15 protein-coding genes are annotated in these 16,823 nt (G+C 66.3%); 8 read left to right on the top strand and 7 right to left on the bottom strand.

Going from position 1 to position 16,823, the window contains the following annotated elements:
- The first annotated feature begins 223 nt into the window (after positions 1-223).
- A complete protein-coding gene (locus tag LRR16_RS07820) occupies positions 224-1,615 on the top strand; it encodes an MFS transporter (RefSeq protein WP_232205590.1) in 1,392 nt (463 codons plus the stop codon).
- A gap of 122 nt (positions 1,616-1,737) precedes the next feature.
- On the opposite strand, the gene LRR16_RS07825 is transcribed toward LRR16_RS07820, so the two are convergent.
- The 3 genes from LRR16_RS07825 to LRR16_RS07835 all read right to left on the bottom strand — a co-directional run bounded on the left by LRR16_RS07825 (position 1,738) and on the right by LRR16_RS07835 (position 4,576).
- Positions 1,738-2,724, bottom strand: a complete 987-nt coding sequence (locus LRR16_RS07825; protein ID WP_006579817.1) for a tripartite tricarboxylate transporter substrate binding protein — start codon at positions 2,722-2,724, stop codon at positions 1,738-1,740.
- An 80-nt stretch (positions 2,725-2,804) separates the two neighbouring features.
- Complete coding sequence (locus LRR16_RS07830; protein WP_023264110.1) at positions 2,805-3,620, bottom strand: SDR family oxidoreductase; 816 nt, start codon at positions 3,618-3,620, stop codon at positions 2,805-2,807.
- Between the two features lie 77 nt (positions 3,621-3,697).
- On the bottom strand, positions 3,698-4,576 hold the full coding sequence (locus LRR16_RS07835; protein WP_232205464.1) for an IclR family transcriptional regulator: 879 nt from the start codon (positions 4,574-4,576) through the stop codon (positions 3,698-3,700).
- A gap of 488 nt (positions 4,577-5,064) precedes the next feature.
- Between LRR16_RS07835 and LRR16_RS07840 the strand changes: the two genes are divergently transcribed.
- The 5 genes from LRR16_RS07840 to LRR16_RS07860 all read left to right on the top strand — a co-directional run bounded on the left by LRR16_RS07840 (position 5,065) and on the right by LRR16_RS07860 (position 9,866).
- Complete coding sequence (locus tag LRR16_RS07840; RefSeq protein ID WP_232205465.1) at positions 5,065-5,928, top strand: branched-chain amino acid ABC transporter permease; 864 nt, start codon at positions 5,065-5,067, stop codon at positions 5,926-5,928.
- Positions 5,929-5,983: 55 nt separating this feature from the next.
- On the top strand, positions 5,984-7,048 hold the full coding sequence (locus LRR16_RS07845) for a branched-chain amino acid ABC transporter permease (protein ID WP_064574349.1): 1,065 nt from the start codon (positions 5,984-5,986) through the stop codon (positions 7,046-7,048).
- Positions 7,041-7,805 (top strand): ABC transporter ATP-binding protein, encoded by a 765-nt coding sequence (locus tag LRR16_RS07850; protein ID WP_006579504.1) that lies wholly within the window; start codon positions 7,041-7,043, stop codon positions 7,803-7,805. Before LRR16_RS07845 ends, LRR16_RS07850 begins: the two co-directional genes overlap by 8 nt.
- On the top strand, positions 7,792-8,499 hold the full coding sequence (locus tag LRR16_RS07855; protein ID WP_006579505.1) for an ABC transporter ATP-binding protein: 708 nt from the start codon (positions 7,792-7,794) through the stop codon (positions 8,497-8,499). The genes LRR16_RS07850 and LRR16_RS07855 overlap by 14 nt, the downstream gene beginning before the upstream one ends.
- Positions 8,500-8,687: 188 nt before the next feature.
- Positions 8,688-9,866: an ABC transporter substrate-binding protein gene (locus tag LRR16_RS07860; RefSeq protein ID WP_006579506.1), complete on the top strand. Its 1,179-nt coding sequence runs from the start codon at positions 8,688-8,690 to the stop codon at positions 9,864-9,866.
- Between the two features lie 131 nt (positions 9,867-9,997).
- Here LRR16_RS07860 and LRR16_RS07865 read toward each other — a convergent pair whose 3' ends face one another.
- Complete coding sequence (locus LRR16_RS07865; protein ID WP_043439229.1) at positions 9,998-11,335, bottom strand: bifunctional diguanylate cyclase/phosphodiesterase; 1,338 nt, start codon at positions 11,333-11,335, stop codon at positions 9,998-10,000.
- Positions 11,336-11,789: 454 nt separating this feature from the next.
- Here LRR16_RS07865 and LRR16_RS07870 point away from each other — a divergent pair, with 454 nt between their 5' ends.
- Positions 11,790-12,584: a DUF4397 domain-containing protein gene (locus LRR16_RS07870; RefSeq protein ID WP_006579508.1), complete on the top strand. Its 795-nt coding sequence runs from the start codon at positions 11,790-11,792 to the stop codon at positions 12,582-12,584.
- A 105-nt stretch (positions 12,585-12,689) separates the two neighbouring features.
- On the opposite strand, the gene LRR16_RS07875 is transcribed toward LRR16_RS07870, so the two are convergent.
- From LRR16_RS07875 to LRR16_RS07885, 3 genes are all read right to left on the bottom strand, one after another.
- Positions 12,690-12,986: a helix-turn-helix transcriptional regulator gene (locus tag LRR16_RS07875; protein ID WP_023264200.1), complete on the bottom strand. Its 297-nt coding sequence runs from the start codon at positions 12,984-12,986 to the stop codon at positions 12,690-12,692.
- 79 nt (positions 12,987-13,065) lie between these two features.
- On the bottom strand, positions 13,066-14,568 hold the full coding sequence (locus LRR16_RS07880; protein WP_006579510.1) for a tripartite tricarboxylate transporter permease: 1,503 nt from the start codon (positions 14,566-14,568) through the stop codon (positions 13,066-13,068).
- A gap of 11 nt (positions 14,569-14,579) precedes the next feature.
- Positions 14,580-15,041, bottom strand: a complete 462-nt coding sequence (locus tag LRR16_RS07885) for a tripartite tricarboxylate transporter TctB family protein (protein ID WP_006579511.1) — start codon at positions 15,039-15,041, stop codon at positions 14,580-14,582.
- A gap of 347 nt (positions 15,042-15,388) precedes the next feature.
- Here LRR16_RS07885 and LRR16_RS07890 point away from each other — a divergent pair, with 347 nt between their 5' ends.
- Positions 15,389-16,816 carry an NAD-dependent succinate-semialdehyde dehydrogenase gene (locus LRR16_RS07890; protein WP_053823420.1) on the top strand — a complete coding sequence of 476 codons (1,428 nt, stop codon included), beginning with the start codon at positions 15,389-15,391 and terminating at the stop codon, positions 16,814-16,816.
- Positions 16,817-16,823: the final 7 nt, after the last annotated feature.

The raw sequence follows: 16,823 nt of genomic DNA on the forward strand, positions 1-16,823 counted from the left end.
GTCTGCATTGTCTTGCCCCAAACGCTGCATGCGCGCGCAATTCCGGCGCGCGCGATATACCACAACGCGGCGATTTGCGGGCGCGCGGCGCTGCGCCGATAATGTCGCCGCCCGGCGCCGGCCAGCATCGGGCCGGGCCGTCGGTCCGCTCGCCGCGGCGTCGTCGATGCGCGATCGCACCGGCCGGCCAGCCGCCACCCTCGCCTTCCCCGCCGTACCGTCGATGCATTCAGAGCAAGGTCTTCCCTATCCGCAACGCCAGTGGGCGATCCTGACCGTATTCTGCGGGCTGATCATGGCCGTGCTCGACGGCTCGATCGCCAATATCGCGCTGCCATCGATTTCCCGCCAGCTCGGCACCGATCCCGGCCACACGATCTGGGTCGTCAACGCCTATCAGCTGACCGTCACCGTCTGCCTGCTGCCGTTGTCCTCGCTTGGCGACATCCTCGGCTACAAGCGTGTCTACCGGATCGGCCTGGCCACCTTCCTGGCCGGCTCGCTGCTGTGCGCGCTGTCGGTCAATCTGCCGATGCTGGTGGCCGCGCGCGTGCTGCAGGGCATCGGCGGCGCGGGCATCATGAGCGTCAACACGGCGCTGGTGCGCTACATCTATCCGCCCACCAAGCTCGGCCGCGGCATCGGCCTCAATGCGCTGGTCGTCGGCATCACGACCGGCATCGCGCCATCGGTGGGCGCGCTGATCCTGTCGTTCGCCAGTTGGCAATGGCTGTTCGCGATCAACGTGCCGGTGGCGATCATCGCGCTGAGCCTGAGCCGCTGGGCGCTGCCGGTCACGCCGCCGCAACCGCGCGCGTTCGACTATCCGAGCGCGCTGCTGTCGGCGGTGGTGATCGGCCTGTTCGTGCTCGGCGTCGATGGCCTCGGCCATGACAGCCTGCGCCAGACCGCGGTCGGCGGGCTGATCGCGGCGCTGCTGCTCGGCTGGTGGCTGGCGCGGATGGAGCGCGGCAAGGCGGCGCCGCTGGTGCCGGTGGACCTGTTCGCGAGCCGCGCCTTCTCGCTGGCGGTCGGCACGTCGTTCTGCTCGTTCATGACGCAGATGCTGGCCTTCGTCGCGCTGCCCTTCTATCTCGAATACCAGCTCGGACGATCGCTGCAGGAGACCGGGCTGCTGATCACGCCGTGGCCGCTGATGGTGGCCGTGATGGCGCCGCTGTCTGGCCGGCTGTCGGATCGTTTCCCCGCCAGCGTGCTCGCCGGCCTGGGGCTCGCGCTGCTGTGCACCGGACTGGTCCTGCTGGCGATGCTCGATCGCGGCAGCAGCAGCATCGACGTGCTGTGGCGCATGGCGATGTGCGGGCTGGGCTTCGGCCTGTTCCAGTCGCCGAACAACCGCGCGATGATCGGCGCCACGCCACCGCATCGCAGCGGCGGCGCCAGCGGCGCGCAGGCGACCACGCGGCTGCTGGGGCAGACCACGGGCACGGCGGTGGTGGCCCTGCTGTTTGCGCTGGTGGGAACGTCGGCATCGCGCACGGCGCTGGGCGTGGCAGCCTGCGTCGCGGCGGTCGGTGCGGCAGTCAGTCTGGCGCGGCTGCGCGGTGAGCCGGATCGGCTGGCGGAACGGGCTACGACGCCGCTGGAGGAGTAGGGGAGGCACTCACCTCACCGCTGCATACTCCCTCTCCCGCAGGCGGGAGAGGGGAGAAAGACATCGCGATGAGGTGGATTCGAGCGTTCTGAAGATTCCTTCTCGCGCCCGTGCCCCGTTCCTTACTGCGGCGTCGTCCCCGAATCCTTGACCACCTTCGCCCACTTGGCGATCTCGGCCTTCTGGAACGAGGCCAGCGCTTCAGGCGTGCCGAGCACCGGGTCCAGGCCCAGCGTCTTCAGCTTGGCCTGCACGTCCGGCAACGTGAAGATCCGGTTCAGCTCGGTGTTGAGCTTGGCGACGACATCCTTCGGCGTGGTGGCCGGCACGAAGATCGCGAACCACGAGTCGGCCTGGAAGCCGTTCAGGCCCTGCTCGGCCAGCGTCGGAATATCCGGCGCCGAGGCGGAGCGCTTCAGGCTGGTCACGCCCAGCGCGCGCAGCTTGCCCTCCTTGATCACCGGCAGCGCCGACGGCAGGTTGTCGAACATCATCGTGATATGGCCGCCCAGCAGGTCGGGAATCGCCATCGCCCGGCCCTTGTACGGCACATGCGTGATCTTGACCCCGGCCACCGTATTGAACAGCTCGCCGGCCACGTGCGGCGAGGTGCCGATGCCCGGCGTGCCGAACGTCAGCGCCCCTGGCTTCGTCTTGGCCAGCGCGATCAGTTCCGCGGTGGTCTTGGCCGGCACGCCCGGATGGACCACCAGCACATTGGGCGTCGTTGCCAGCAGGATCACCGGCGCGAAGTCCTTGACCATGTCGTACGGCAGCTTGCTGTAGACCGCCCCGTTGATCGAGTGGGTGCCGACCGTGCCGAGCGCGAGCGTGTAGCCGTCGCCCGGCGCGCGCGCCACCGCTTCGGCGCCGATATTGCCGCCCGCGCCGGGCTTGTTGTCGACCACCACCGGCTGGCCCCACGACGGCGAGATCTTCTCGGAGACGATGCGGGCCAGCGTGTCGGGCGCCCCACCGGTCGGGAAGCCCACCACGATACGGATCGGCCGGGCCGGGAAGGTTTCGGCCTGCGCCGCCGGCGCGGCGAACGCGGTGGCAAGCACCGTGGCGAGCGCCGACAGCGCGCCGGTGAATCGGGTAATCCGCATGGTCTTTGTCTCCTGTGTGTTGGACGCTTGTTCGGTCTCTATCGGTCAATCAGCATCGGTTATCGGCGCGTACGGGAAGATCATGGCTTGCCGATGGCGCCGAATTCGCTGAACACCTTCTCCTGCAGCCGCCGCATGCCCTTGAGCCAGCGATCGTAGTCCTGGCCCTTGCGGCGGTAGTACTCGAGCACTTCGGGATGCGGCAGGATCAGGAAGCGCTCGTCGCGGATCCCTTCCAGCGTCACGGCTGCGACATGTTCGGCGGTGACCGAGCCTTCCTGCAGAAAGCCCTTGCGCTCGCCGTTCTCGCCGAACAGCATCTTCGTCTGCACGCCCTGAGGGCAGATGCAGCTGACCTTGATGCCGCGATCGCCGTAGGTGATTTCCAGCCATTCGGCAAAGCCGATCGCCGCGTGCTTGGTCACCGCATACGGCGCCGAGCCGATCTGCGACAGCAGGCCGGCCGCCGACACCGTATTGACGAAATAGCCGTCGCCGCGCTCGAGCATCTGCGGCAGCACCGCATTGGCGGCGTGGATGTGGGCCATCACGTTGATCTCCCAGATGCGCTGCCATTCGTCGGCGGTCGCATCGAGGCCCTTGCGCAGGATGATGCCGGCGTTCGAGCAGAACACGTCGACCTGGCCGAAGCGGCGCGTGGCCTCGTCGGCCAGCGCCTGCACCGCGGCCGCGTCGGCGACGTCGGTGCGGCAGCCGAAGGTCTGGCACGACGGCGCGAGTTCGGCCGCCTCCGCGGCGACCTGCTGCGCGCCGCGCTCGTCCAGATCGGCAACCGCGATGCCGCGCGCGCCGGCCTTGGCAAACGCCAGTACCAACGCACGGCCGATGCCGGTGGCGCCGCCCGTGACGACGACGGTCTTGTTGCTGATCTCCATGCCTGTCTCCTTGTCTTGATGATTGTGGTGGTCGAGATGTCGTGGGTATTGGTGATGGTCCCGATGGCCAGGTCCGCTCAACCGTGGACGCGCCACAGCCGTCCCTGCAGCGCCTCGGCAAGCTGGCGCACGCGCGGCCCGAGATTGGCTTCGAGAATCTCCGGCGTCAGCCGCGAGGCCGCGCCGCCGATATTGATCGACAGCACCTCGGTGCCGCCCTCCAGCACGACCGGCGCGGCAGCGCCGCTGACGGTGCGGTCCCATTCGGCATGCGCGACACAGAAGCCGCGCCGCCCGTAGTCGCGCAATGCGCGTTCGAGCTTGCTGCGGACCGTGGGCCAGCGGGTCTGATAGTGGCGCTCCAGATCGGCGATCACGCTCGCGCGCCGCGCCGCCGGCAAACCCGCGAGCCACGCGCGGCCGATCGCCGAGGTCGCGATCGGCAGCCGGGAACCCGGCGTCAGCCGCATCACCAGCGCGCCGCGCGGTTGGCACACTTCGAGATAGACCATCTCGTGGCGATCGGGCGTGGCCAGGGCAACGGTGCAGCCGGTGGCGAAGGCGAGCGATTGCATCAACGGCTGCGCAACTTCGCGAATGCCCGAGGTCGCCAGGTAGCGATGGCCCAGCACCATGGCGCCCTGCCCCAGCCGGTATTTCTCCAGCGACTCGACGTAGACCAGATAGCCGAGCCGCGTCAGCGTATAGGTCAGCCGCGATACCGTCGGCCGCGGAATGCCGGTGCGCCGCGACAGCTCGGCATTGCCGAGGTAATCATCGTGCGGGCCGAACGCGCGCAGCAGATCGAGGCCGCGCGCGAGCGCCGTGACGAAGCTGCGATCCTCTACCTCCGCGGGATTTCCCGGACCCAGGTCGTCGACATCGCGCAATGCCCTTGCCGGCACCGGCGAAGGCGGCTCGGCGCTAACGGGAATCACGGTGGCGGTACGCTTCATGATCGGTCCAGGCGGAGAGTCAGGCGGCGACGACTGCGGCATCGGCGCAGCGGAGATAACTGCGGCGGCGGCGAAAAAACAGGGAAAACCCGCGCGAAATTCGATCCGGCGGCGGCAGTAAAAACCGCGGCGGCACCGGGCCGGAAAGCCCTATTTCGCTGTGCGAAAGACTATTCCGTATTCCTTGACTGTGCCTCAAGCCCTATGCAACAGTCAACGAAAACGAACGATCGTGCGGAGACGCCGCGACAGACAAGCGGCGGCCAATTACGACACGAATAACCGGTATGAAAGCTGGGCATTTTGCGGCCCGGATCGACCGTTTCAGGAGACCGCCATGCAACCCTTTTCGACGCGCGCCACGCCGCGCAGTTGACCCCCACATTGGTTGAACGACAGTCCGCGTTCCTCGCGGTGCTGTCCTGCCACGCGCGCCGGTCACCGGAGCGCGTCCCCGTTTGCGATTTCGATCTGCATGAGGTGAGTCGGTGTCAATGTTCTTCCAACAGTTTCTGAACGGGCTGACGCTCGGCGGGGTCTACAGCCTCGTCGCGCTGGGCCTGACGCTGGTCTACGGCATCCTGCACGTACCCAACTTCGCCCACGGCGCCTTCTACATGGCGGGCGCCTACGTCTCGTACAACATGATGACGTCGCTGGGCGTGAACTACTGGCTGGCGATGGTCGCCGCGGCGCTGGCCGTGGCGGTGCTGTCGATGCTGGCCGAGCGGCTGGTCTTCCATCCGCTGCGCAACGCGCCGGAGCTGCACGACATGATCGCGGCGATCGGCATCCTGCTGTTTCTCGAAGCCGGCGCGCAGGCGCTGTGGGGCGCCGACTTCCATCGGATGCCGACGCCGTACGGCCAGCTGGTCGAGGTGTTCGGCCTGACCGCGCCGCTGCAGCGGCTCTTGATCATCGCCGCCGCCTTCACGCTGATGGTGGTGCTGCATCTGTTCCTGACCCGCACGGTGACCGGCTCGACCATCGTCGCGATGGCGCAGAACCGCGAGGGCGCGGCGCTGGTCGGCATCGACGCGACACGCGTCACGCTGCTGGTGTTCGCGATCTCCGGCGCGCTGGCCGCGATCGCGGCGACGCTGTATGCGCCGATCAACCTGGTCTATCCGGCGATGGGGCACCTGGTCATCACCAAGGCCTTCGTCATCATCATCCTCGGCGGCATGGGCAGCATCCCCGGCGCGATCCTGGGCGGCCTGATCATCGGCATGGCCGAGAGCTTCGGCGGCTTCTACGTGTCGACCGACTACAAGGACATCATCGCCTTCGTGCTGCTGGTGATCATCCTGTCGATCCGGCCGCAGGGCCTGTTCGCCAGCAAGGCCGCCTGACGGTCCCGCCCCATCCATGCGCACAAGACAGGCACAAGGTAGGAGACATCTCGACATGAACGCATTGCAAGGCAAGACCGGCTGGGCGTTGCTGCTGGCGCTGGCCATCGCGTTTCCGCTGCTGACGACCAACAGCTATTACCTGACGGTGATGACGCTGGCCTTCATCTACGCGATCGCGACGCTGGGCCTGAACCTGATCACCGGCTACACCGGCCAGCTCAATCTCGCGCACGGCGGCTTCATGGCCATCGGCGCCTATACGCTGGGCATCCTGACCGTCGATCACCAGATGCCGTTCTGGGCCGCCTTCGTGCTGTCCGGCGTGGTCTGCATGATCGTCGGCTATGTGGTCGGCGTGGTATCGCTGCGGCTCAAGGGCCATTACTTCTCGATCTTCACGCTTTGCATCGGCTACATCATCTATCTGCTGATCGAGAAGTGGGAAAGCTTGACGCACGGCACGGTGGGCCTGATCGGCATCCCGGTGCCGGCGGCGATCGGTCCGGTCACGTTCGACAGCGTGCAGGCGCAGTACTACCTGGTGCTGTTCTTCCTGGTGATCGGCACCTTCCTGATGCACCGGATCGTCAGCTCGCTGCTGGGCCGCAGCTTCATGGCCGTACGCAACAGCGACGCGCTGGCCGAGGCGCTGGGCATCGACCTGATGCGCACCAAGGTGCTGTCGTTCGTGCTGTCGGTCGCCTATGCGGGCTTCGCCGGCGCGCTGTATGCGGGCCACGTGCGCTTCCTCGGCCCGGACATCGCGCGCACCGACCTGACCTTCGACATGGTGATGGCGATGCTGGTCGGCGGCATCGGCACGCTGCTCGGACCGCTGCTCGGTGCGCTGCTGGTGCCCTGGGTCACGCAGACGCTGCAGTTCCTGCAGGACTACCGGATGCTGGTGTTCGGCCCGGTGCTGATCCTGCTGATCATCTTCCTGCCCGACGGCATCGTCGGGTCCTACCTGAAGCGCCAGGCGCGCCGTGCCGCCGCCGCGCGCCGCGGCCAGCGTCAGCCGGCCCGCCGCGCCGATGGTGGTCATGCCGCCGCCGGTGCGGCCGACGGCAAGGCCGCTGCCCCCGCCCCCGCTTCCGCCGGAGCCGACCATGCTTGAGATCCGCAACCTGACCAAGAAATTCGGCGGGCTGACCGCGGTCAACGATGTCTCGGTGACCTTCGAGGCCGGCCATATCAACGCCATCATCGGCCCCAACGGCGCCGGCAAGACGACCTTCTTCAACCTGGTCGCCGGCACCCATGCGCCGACCTCGGGCGAGGTGCTGTTCAAGGGCAGCAACGTGGCGGGCATGCGGGCCGACCGCATCGCGCGGATGGGCATCGCGCGGACCTTCCAGGCCACCGCGCTGTTCGATCGCGCCACCGTGCTCGACAACCTGATCGTCGGGCATCGGCTGCGCACCCATGCGGGCCTGCGCGACGTGCTGTTCAACACGAAGCGGCTGCGCGAGGAAGAACGGCTGTGCCGCGACAAGGCCGAGGAGGCGCTGGACTTCGTCGGGCTGTCGCATCTCGCGCATGAGGTGGCGTCGGACATCACGCAGGAGGAGCGCAAGCGCGTCGCCTTTGCGCTGGCGCTGGCCACCGGGCCCGAGCTGCTGCTGCTCGACGAGCCGGCCGGCGGCGTCAATCCCGAGGAGACCGTTGGCCTGGCCGAGCTGATCCGCAAGATGGTCCGGCACGGCAAGACGGTCTGCCTGATCGAACACAAGATGGACATGATCATGCGGCTCGCCGACAAGATCATGGTGCTGAACTACGGCGAGAAGATCGCCGAGGGCACGCCGGCGGAAATCCAGCGCAATCCGCAGGTCATCGAAGCCTATCTGGGAGCCGACCATGTTGCAGCTTGAACGCGTATCGCTTTCCTACGGCAGCTTCCGCGCGCTCGACAACATCACGCTGCACGCCAAGGCGGGCGAACTGGTGGTGCTGCTCGGCGCGAACGGCGCCGGCAAGAGTTCGATCTTCCTGGCGATGAGCGGCATCCACCGGACCAGCGGCGGCAGCATGCGCTTCGACGGCCGCGAGCTGTCCGGCATGAAGCCGTCGCAGATCGTGCAGGCCGGGTTGGTGCACTGCCCCGAGGGCCGCAAGCTGTTCCCGGCGATGAGCGTGCAGAAGAACCTGACGCTGGGCGCCTATGTGCATCGCCGCGACAGCGCCGGCATCAAGCGCTCGCTCGACGAGGTCTACGAGCTGTTCCCGATCCTGCAGCAGAAGAAGGACGATCCGGCCGGCTCGCTGTCGGGCGGCCAGCAGCAGATGGTCGCACTCGGCCGCGCGCTGATGGGCCGGCCGCGCGCGCTGCTGCTCGACGAACCATCGCTGGGGCTGGCGCCGCTGGTGGTCAAGCAGATGTTCGAGGTGATCCAGCGGATCAACCGCGCGGGCACCACCGTGCTGCTGGCCGAACAGAACGCCTATGCGGCGCTGGGCATCGCCCATCGCGGCTACGTGATCGAGGGCGGACGCATCGTGATGGAGGGCGATCGCGATTCGCTGCTCAATGACGAGGGTGTGCGGCGGGCTTATATCGGCGGGTAATGGCTTGCTGAAAGACGCTGGGTCCCCGCCTGCGCGGGGACGACGGACCTCCTGGTGTCGTCCCCGCGAAAGCGGGGACCCAGCGGCTTCGTCCTGCGATCGCAATTGACCCAAGCGGAAATTTGCATTCAACCAAGACCATCCGGGCCACGACCCGATGGCACTTTCATCGTTTAAGGAGACGGAACATGCAGAACGCCACCAAACCCCGCCGCAAGCTGTTGCCGCTGGCCGCCACCGCGCTGGCCGCATTGCTGGCCTCCGGCGCGGCCTTCGCGCAGGAAGTGGTCAAGCTCGGCTACACCGGCCCGCTGTCAGGCGGCGCCGCGCTGTACGGCAAGAACGTGCTGTCGGGCATCCAGATGGCGGTCGACGAGCTCAATGCCAGCGGCGTCGAGGTCGGCGGCAAGAAGGTCAAGTTCGAAGTGGTCGCGCTCGATGACAAGTACGCGCCGGCCGAATCGGCGATCAACGCGCGCCGGCTGGTGCAGCAGCACAAGACGCCGGCCGTGTTCGTGCCGCACTCGGGCGGCATCTTCGCGCTGCAGGCCTTCAACGAACAGGAGAAGTTCATGGTGATGGCGTACTCGAGCGTGCCGCGCATCACCGACGCCGGCAACAAGCTGACGATCCGCATCCCGCCGGCGTACACCGGCTATATCGAACCGTTCGTCAAGGCGCAGATGAAGCGCTTCGGCAAGAACGTCGCGCTGGTGCCGGCCGACCACGACTACGCCAAGGCCTGGGTGCAGGCCTTCGTGCCGGCCTGGGAGAAGGCGGGCGGCAAGGTCGTCGGCAACAACCCGATGTCCTATACCAAGGCGACCGACTTCTATAGCGGCGTCTCGCGCGTGATCGCCGACAAGCCGGACGTGCTGTTCGTCGGCGGTCCGTCGGAGCCGACCGCGCTGGTCGTCAAGCAGGCGCGCGAGCTCGGCTTCAAGGGCGGCTTCATCGTGATGGACCAGGCCAAGCTCGACGAGATGGCGCGCGTGACCAACGGCCTGGGCATGCTGGAAGGCGCCATCGGCGTGCTGCCGCTGAACAGCGACAGCCGCCCGGCCACGCAGGCCTTCAACAACAAGTACAAGAAGCTGCACGACGGCAAGGATGCGACCACCGAGATGTCGCTGAACTACACGATGGTCCATACGCTGGCCAACGCGATGAAGCTGGCCGGCACCACTACCGACGCCACGGCGATCCGCGCCAAGATGCCCGACGCGATGAAGACGCTGCCGAAGGAGCTGAACCCGAACGAGATCGATGGCATCGACGCCAAGGGCGGCTCGATGGCCGATACCGTGGTCGGCTGGGTCCAGGGCGGCAAGATCAGCCAGGTGCGGCTGTCGGAGCTGGCGAAGTAAGAGAATCGGAAGTGCGGTAGTGCTGGTCGCCCCCGCGAAAGCGGGGGCCCAGTGTCTTCAATCCGCCAGGGCAGTCACTGGGTTCCCGCGTGCGCGGGAACGACAGGAAGAACCGATCGGCGCTTTTTTCTTCAGTCCTTGGCCAGCCGCTGCTGTTCGTACAAGCGATCGGTCAATTGGTCCGCCGGCATCGGCTTGCCATACAGATAACCCTGGACCTCGTGGCAGCCGTTCGCCAGCAGGAAATCGCGCTGCTCCACCGTCTCGACGCCTTCGGCGATCACGCCGATGCGCAGGCTCGCACCGACGTTGATCACCGAGCGAACGATGGCCGCGTCGACCGGGTCCTGCGTCACGTTGCGGATGAACGACTGGTCGATCTTGATGCGGTCGACCGGAAAGGTCTTCAGGAAGCTCAGCGACGCATAGCCGGTGCCAAAGTCGTCGCAGGTCAGCGTCACGCCGTCGCGGCGCAGCGTCTGCAGCTGGCCGGAGACCTCGTCGCCCTGTTGCAGCGCAATCGTCTCGGTGATTTCCAGTTCCAGCCGGTTGGGCTCCAGCGCGAGTTCTCGCAGCACGTGCCGGACCTCGGTCAGCAGGCGGCTTTCGGCCAGTTGCGCGGCGAACAGATTGATCGCCACGCGCGGCGCCTGCTCGAACTGCAGCGACCAGGCCCGCGCCTGCGCGCACGCCGTCTGCAGCAGCCACATGCCCACGTCGACCGCGACGCTGCTCGCGGCCAGCGCATCGATAAAGGCGGCGGGAGCGAGCAGGCCCTGGGTCGGATGGCGCCAGCGCATCAGCGCCTCGGCGCCGACGATGCGGCCATCGCGCAGATCGACCTGCGGCTGGTACAGCAGCTCGAATTGCCGCTGCGCATAGGCTTCGCGCAGGGCCTGCACCAGCGACAGCCGACTGGTCACGTCGGCGCGCATCTGCGCCTTGAAGAAACGGATCGTGCGGCCGCCGTCGCGCTTGGCGCGTGCCAGCGCGAGGCTGGCCGACGCCAGCGCATCCGAGGCATTGTCCCCGCCGGCCGGCATCACGCAGGCGCCCAGGCTCGCCAGCACATAGTGGCGGTGGCCATTGCAGTCATACGGCTCGGACAGCAGCGACAGGATCGCCGCGCTGACGTGGCGCACCAGCGTGGGGTCGTAGATCGAGGGAAGCAGCACCGCGAACTCGTCGCCGCCGGTGCGGCCGATCACGGCATCGCGCGGCGAGGCGTCGCGCAAGCGGCGGGCCATCTGCTGGAGGATGCGGTCACCCTCGCGATGGCCATGCATGTCATTGAAGGCGCGGAAGTCGTCGATGCCGATCAGCACCAGCGCGCAGCGCGGCACGGCCTCGGTCTGCAGGCGCGCCTCGAGCTTGCTCAAGAAGAATGGGCGGCTTGCTACCCCGGTCAACGGATCGGTGTCCGCCGCCGGAACCGCGCCAGCCGCCATCGCCTCCGACCTGGCCACTATCCCCGCCCCGTTTGTGATTGTCGACATCGTGCTCGGTCAGCTATCCCGGCAAGTGTGACGAAAAATTGGAAAAAAGCAAGCGGGGTGAAGGATGAGGGGCCTCGCTAGTTAAAACAATGGCAAACGATGGTAGACAACCAGCGCTTTACGAGTGAATCGCTTCCGCTATGCGGAACAACACGGGCGATCCGTTGCTACGTCTAGGGCGGCGGGTGTGACGCAACAGGCTGTCGGATTTCTCCGACACCTATATCGGAGAGCGCAGCGTTTCGGCTCATCGGCCCCCCCACTATCGTTCCATCACGGCACGCGGCCGGACCCGGACCACCACCAGGATTGCTGCGATCCGTTGGCACCCGATGCCAACGGATTCGCCAGCCCTTGGCCATCAGGTGGCACTGCGCGGTTGGCCCCGTAACTTCTTCGATTTCATTTCACCTGCAAGGGGAAATCCATGAAGCTGTTCTCGAAATCCGGGATTGCACTGGGACTGATGGTGGCGGCCAGCGCCATGCTGGCGGCATGCGGCGGCGGCGATGATGGCATCGACGACCGTCTCGGCCTGAACGAACCACAGACGCGCGTAATCCACGCCGTGCCTCCGATCCCGACCCAACTCAATCTCGACGTCTATCAGAACGGCGCCCGGACGTCCCTGCAGAACATTCCGTACAAGTTCGTCGCCCGCTATTCGGACGTCGATGATGGCAACCACCTGTTCACGTTCAACGCCGCCGGCACGCAGACCGAAGTGGGCCGCGCCCAGGTCGACGCAGCCACGGGCCACAAGTACACGATCGTGGCGCTGCCGGGCGACGACCGCGCCGATACGCTGGTGATCGACGATCCGTACGAGAAGGGGCTGCTGTCGAACAAGGCCCGGGTGCGCGCGGTCAACGCGGCGTTCAATGCGCAGAACGTCGATATCTACGTGACCGCCCCGTCGGTGGATCTGAATACGGTCAACCCGACGTTTGCCAACGTGGCCTACAAGTCGGCGGTGCCGGCCTCGGGCCAGGACTCGAACGAGTTCGACGGCGGCAACAACTACCAGATCCGCATTACCACCGCGGGTACCAAGCAGGTGATCTTCAGCTCGGGCGCGATCACGATCGACAACAACGCCGACTGGCTGATCATGCCGATCCCGGTCGATGGCATCGCATCCGCCGTGCCGAACAACATCAAGGTGCTGGTGGCCAAGGCCAACGACGACTCGCAGACGGCGATCGAGCTGGTCAGCCAGTAAGTCAGGCGATCCAACGGTAGCTCGACCCGACTGTGCTCTCCCTCTTCCCCTCAGGGGGAGAGGGCAGAAGAAAACCGGTAGCCCAAACGACAATCGGCGGCGGCCTCAACGGTCGCCGCCGATTTCGTTTTGCAGCACATCGAGATGGGACAGGTAGGCGTCCAGCTCTTCGCGGCCGCTGTCGGTGATCGAGTAGACCCGGCCGTTGCCTTCGACCAGTTCCGCGGTGATCGCCCGTGCGATCAGCAGGCTGCGCAGGATCGGGCGCAGCGAGCGGATGTTCTTCTCGATGCCATGTTCGCGCAGCCGCTCGACGAGAGCGAGCACCGTGGCCGGACTGGACTGCACGAACTTCAGGATATAGAGCCGGGAAACGAGACTATCGATGGTTGGTCTTTTCATGCAACGATAGACATGCGCAAACGACCGGACCGGTCGGCGCCCGGAATGGCTCCGCGGCGCCGGCCGGCCCGGTTTTTCTCTACTCCTCCTGGAAGGCGATTTCGCGCTTGGCCTTGATCGAGGGCAGCGCCACCACCGCCACCAGCGCCGCGGCGGCAATCAGCAGGCCCATCGACAGCGGACGGGTGAAGAACACCGAGAACTCGCCACGCGACAGCAGCAGCGTGCGGCGGAAGTTCTCTTCCATCATCGGTCCGAGCACGAAGCCGAGCAGCAGCGGCGCGGGTTCGCACTTGAGCTTCAGGAACAGATAGCCCACCACGCCGAAGCCCGCGGCCATGAAGACGTCGAAGGTCTGGTTGTTGACCGAGTAGACGCCGATACCGCAGAACACCAGGATCGCCGGGTACAGGAAGCGATACGGCACCGTCAGCAGCTTGACCCAGATGCCGATCAGCGGCAGGTTCAGGATGATCAGCATCAGGTTGCCGATCCACATCGAGGCGATCAGGCCCCAGAACAGCTGCGGGTTGCTGGTCATCACCTGCGGACCCGGCTGGATGTTGTGGATCGTCATCGCACCGACCATCAGCGCCATCACCGCGTTGGGTGGAATGCCCAGCGTCAGCAGCGGGATGAACGAGGTCTGTGCCGCCGCGTTGTTGGCCGATTCCGGACCCGCCACGCCTTCGATCGCGCCTTTGCCGAACTCGTGCGAGTACTTCGACGACTTCTTCTCCAGCGTGTACGCCGCGAACGAAGCCAGCGAGGCGCCACCGCCCGGCAGGATGCCCAGCGCCGAACCCAGCGCGGTACCGCGCAGCACCGCCGGGATCATCCGCTTGAAGTCGGCCTTGGTCGGGAACAGGTTGGTCACCCGATCGGTGAAGGTCTCGCGGTTTTCCTTCTGCTCCAGGTTGGCGATGATCTCGGCGAAGCCGAACATGCCCATGGCCAGCGCAACGAAGTCGATGCCGTCGGTCAGCTCCGGGATGTCGAACGAGAAGCGTGCCGCGCCGGAGTTGACGTCGGTACCGACCAGACCCAGCAGCAGGCCCAGCACGATCATCGAGATTGCCTTGACCAGCGAGCCCGAAGCCAGCACCACGGCGCCGATCAGGCCCAGCACCATCAGCGAGAAGTATTCGGCCGGGCCGAACTTGAAGGCCAGCTCCGACAGCGGACCGGCGAAGGCCGCCAGGATCAGCGTGGCCACGCAGCCGGCGAAGAACGAGCCGAGGCCGGCGGTGGCCAGCGCCACGCCCGCACGTCCGCGCCGCGCCATCTGATAGCCGTCGATCGTGGTCACCACCGACGACGATTCGCCCGGCAGGTTGACCAGGATCGCGGTGGTCGAGCCGCCGTACTGCGCGCCGTAGTAGATGCCGGCCAGCATGATCAGCGCGGCCACCGGCGGCAGCGTGTAGGTGATCGGCAGCAGCATCGCGATCGTCGCGAGCGGGCCGAGGCCCGGCAGCACGCCGATCAGCGTGCCGAGCAGGCAGCCGAGAAACGCGTAGGCCAGGTTCTGGAACGACAGCGCGGTCGAGAAGCCGAGCGTCAAATGTTCAAGCAATTCCATCTGCGCGCTCCTTAGCCCGTGATGAACGCCGGCCACACCGGCATCTGCAGGTTGATGCCGTAGACGAAGGCGCCCATGCTGATCAGCACCAGCACCACGCTGTTGAGCAGCGCGCCCTTCCAGCTGAATTCATGGCTGGCCATCGAGGACACGACCACCAGTACGAACACCGACAGCACCATGCCGAGCGGCTTGAGCAACAGGCCGAACAGCACCACCGAACCCAGGATCCACAGCAGGATCTTGATGTCCCAGCGCTCCATCCGGTCTTCCTCGCCCTTGCTCGACAGCGAGCTCAGCAGCACCAGCGCGCCGAGTCCGGCCAATACCAGGCCGAGCAGGAAGGGGAAATATCCGGGACCCATCTTCGCGGCCGTCCCCATCGAATAGCCGCGAGCGACAAAGGAAAAGCCTAGGCCGACCAGCACGAACATCAGGCCGGAGGCGAAGTCCTTTTGGCTGCGTATGCGCAACATGATTCTCCTCGTTAAATGCAAAGCCGCACGGCACAAGCCCTGTGCCGAAAGCGGATGCAACGTTAGAGAAGCGTGCTTTCAGCGCCCTTTCAGTTGTCTGGTTTCAGGGTTAACCACGGCAACAAATCCACGCTTGCATCATGACGTGATGCTTTTTGAAAGGGACGTGAAAGCGAGATGTAGGCTCGTTGAAAGGAACGGCCATCGAACGCATCCGCCGCGCCAGCCACGCCGCCAGGCCCGACGCGGTAAGCTAACGGGTTCGGAGCTGTGGGCGCCCGCACGGCCAACCCCGGTTCCAGCCAGCGGACCCAGGACTCACGACACAGGACACAGGAGAAGCCATGTACCAGGACCTCGCCCTTTATATCGATGGGGAGTTCGTCAAAGGCGGCGGCCGCCGCGAGCAGGACGTGATCAATCCCGCCACGCAGGAAGTGCTGGGCAAACTGCCGCACGCCAGCACCGCGGATCTGGACCGCGCCCTGGCCGCCGCGCAGCGGGCCTTCGACAGCTGGAAGAAGACCTCGCCGCTGGAGCGCGCGAAGATCCTGCGCCGCGTCGGTGAGTTGACCCGCGAACGCGCGAAGGAAATCGGCCGCAATATCACGCTGGACCAGGGCAAGCCGCTGGCCGAGGCGGTCGCCGAGGTGATGATCTGCGCCGAGCATGCCGACTGGCATGCCGAGGAGTGCCGCCGCATCTATGGCCGCGTGATTCCGCCGCGCAATCCGAACGTGCGGCAGATCGTCGTGCGCGAGCCGATCGGCGTCTGCGCCGCCTTCACGCCGTGGAACTTCCCCTTCAACCAGGCGATCCGCAAGATCGTGTCGGCGCTCGGCGCGGGCTGCACGCTGATCCTGAAGGGTCCGGAGGATTCGCCCAGCGCCGTGGTGGCGCTGGCCCAGCTGTTCCACGACGCCGGCCTGCCGCCGGGCGTGCTGAACATCGTCTGGGGCGTGCCGAGCGAGGTCTCGACCTATCTGATCGAATCGCCGATCGTGCGCAAGATCTCGTTCACCGGCTCGGTGCCGGTGGGCAAGCAGCTGGCCGCGCTGGCCGGCGCACACATGAAGCGCGTGACGATGGAGCTCGGCGGCCATTCGCCGGTGCTGGTGTTCGACGACGCCGATATCGAACCGGCCGCCGAGATGCTGGCCCGCTTCAAGATCCGCAATGCCGGCCAGGTCTGCGTATCGCCGACCCGTTTCTACGTCCAGGAAAAGGCCTACGACCGCTTCCTGGCCCGCTTCACCGAGGTGATGGGTTCGATCAAGGTCGGCGACGGCCTGGAGGACGGCACGCAGATGGGTCCGCTCGCGCACGAGCGCCGCATCGCCTCGATGGAGCAGTTCCTCGACGATGCCAGCCATCGCGGCGGCAAGGTCGTCGCCGGCGGCGCTCGGATCGGCAGCAAGGGCTATTTCTTCGCGCCGACCGTGGTCACCGACCTTCCCGACGACGCCAGGCTGATGGTCGACGAGCCGTTCGGCCCGGTGGCGCCGGTGACGCGCTTCAAGGACGCCGAGGAAGCGCTGCGGCGCGCCAACAGCCTGCCGTACGGCCTGGCCTCGTATGTGTTCACCAACTCGCTGAAGACCGCGACGCTGGTCTCCAACGGGCTCGAGGCCGGCATGGTCAATATCAACCATTTCGGCATGGCACTGGCCGAGACGCCGTTCGGCGGCATCAAGGACTCCGGCATCGGCAGCGAAGGCGGCATGGAGACCTTCGACGGCTACCTGGTGACCAAGTTCATCACCCAGGTGTGAAGACGGC

It is taken from the genome of Cupriavidus sp. UGS-1 (assembly GCF_021213615.1).
In the GTDB taxonomy this organism is placed as follows: domain Bacteria; phylum Pseudomonadota; class Gammaproteobacteria; order Burkholderiales; family Burkholderiaceae; genus Cupriavidus.

Bases quoted from the DNA above. Each gene is read 5' to 3' on its own strand.
- LRR16_RS07820 (WP_232205590.1), top strand. From the start codon at position 224: ATGCATTCAGAGCAAGGTCTTCCCTATCCGCAACGCCAGTGGGCGATC.
- LRR16_RS07870 (WP_006579508.1), top strand. From the start codon at position 11,790: ATGAAGCTGTTCTCGAAATCCGGGATTGCACTGGGACTGATGGTGGCG.
- LRR16_RS07880 (WP_006579510.1), bottom strand. From the start codon at position 14,568: ATGGAATTGCTTGAACATTTGACGCTCGGCTTCTCGACCGCGCTGTCG.
- LRR16_RS07875 (WP_023264200.1), bottom strand. From the start codon at position 12,986: ATGAAAAGACCAACCATCGATAGTCTCGTTTCCCGGCTCTATATCCTG.
- LRR16_RS07850 (WP_006579504.1), top strand. From the start codon at position 7,041: ATGCTTGAGATCCGCAACCTGACCAAGAAATTCGGCGGGCTGACCGCG.
- LRR16_RS07825 (WP_006579817.1), bottom strand. From the start codon at position 2,724: ATGCGGATTACCCGATTCACCGGCGCGCTGTCGGCGCTCGCCACGGTG.
- LRR16_RS07845 (WP_064574349.1), top strand. From the start codon at position 5,984: ATGAACGCATTGCAAGGCAAGACCGGCTGGGCGTTGCTGCTGGCGCTG.
- LRR16_RS07830 (WP_023264110.1), bottom strand. From the start codon at position 3,620: ATGGAGATCAGCAACAAGACCGTCGTCGTCACGGGCGGCGCCACCGGC.
- LRR16_RS07835 (WP_232205464.1), bottom strand. From the start codon at position 4,576: ATGAAGCGTACCGCCACCGTGATTCCCGTTAGCGCCGAGCCGCCTTCG.
- LRR16_RS07890 (WP_053823420.1), top strand. From the start codon at position 15,389: ATGTACCAGGACCTCGCCCTTTATATCGATGGGGAGTTCGTCAAAGGC.
- LRR16_RS07860 (WP_006579506.1), top strand. From the start codon at position 8,688: ATGCAGAACGCCACCAAACCCCGCCGCAAGCTGTTGCCGCTGGCCGCC.
- LRR16_RS07855 (WP_006579505.1), top strand. From the start codon at position 7,792: ATGTTGCAGCTTGAACGCGTATCGCTTTCCTACGGCAGCTTCCGCGCG.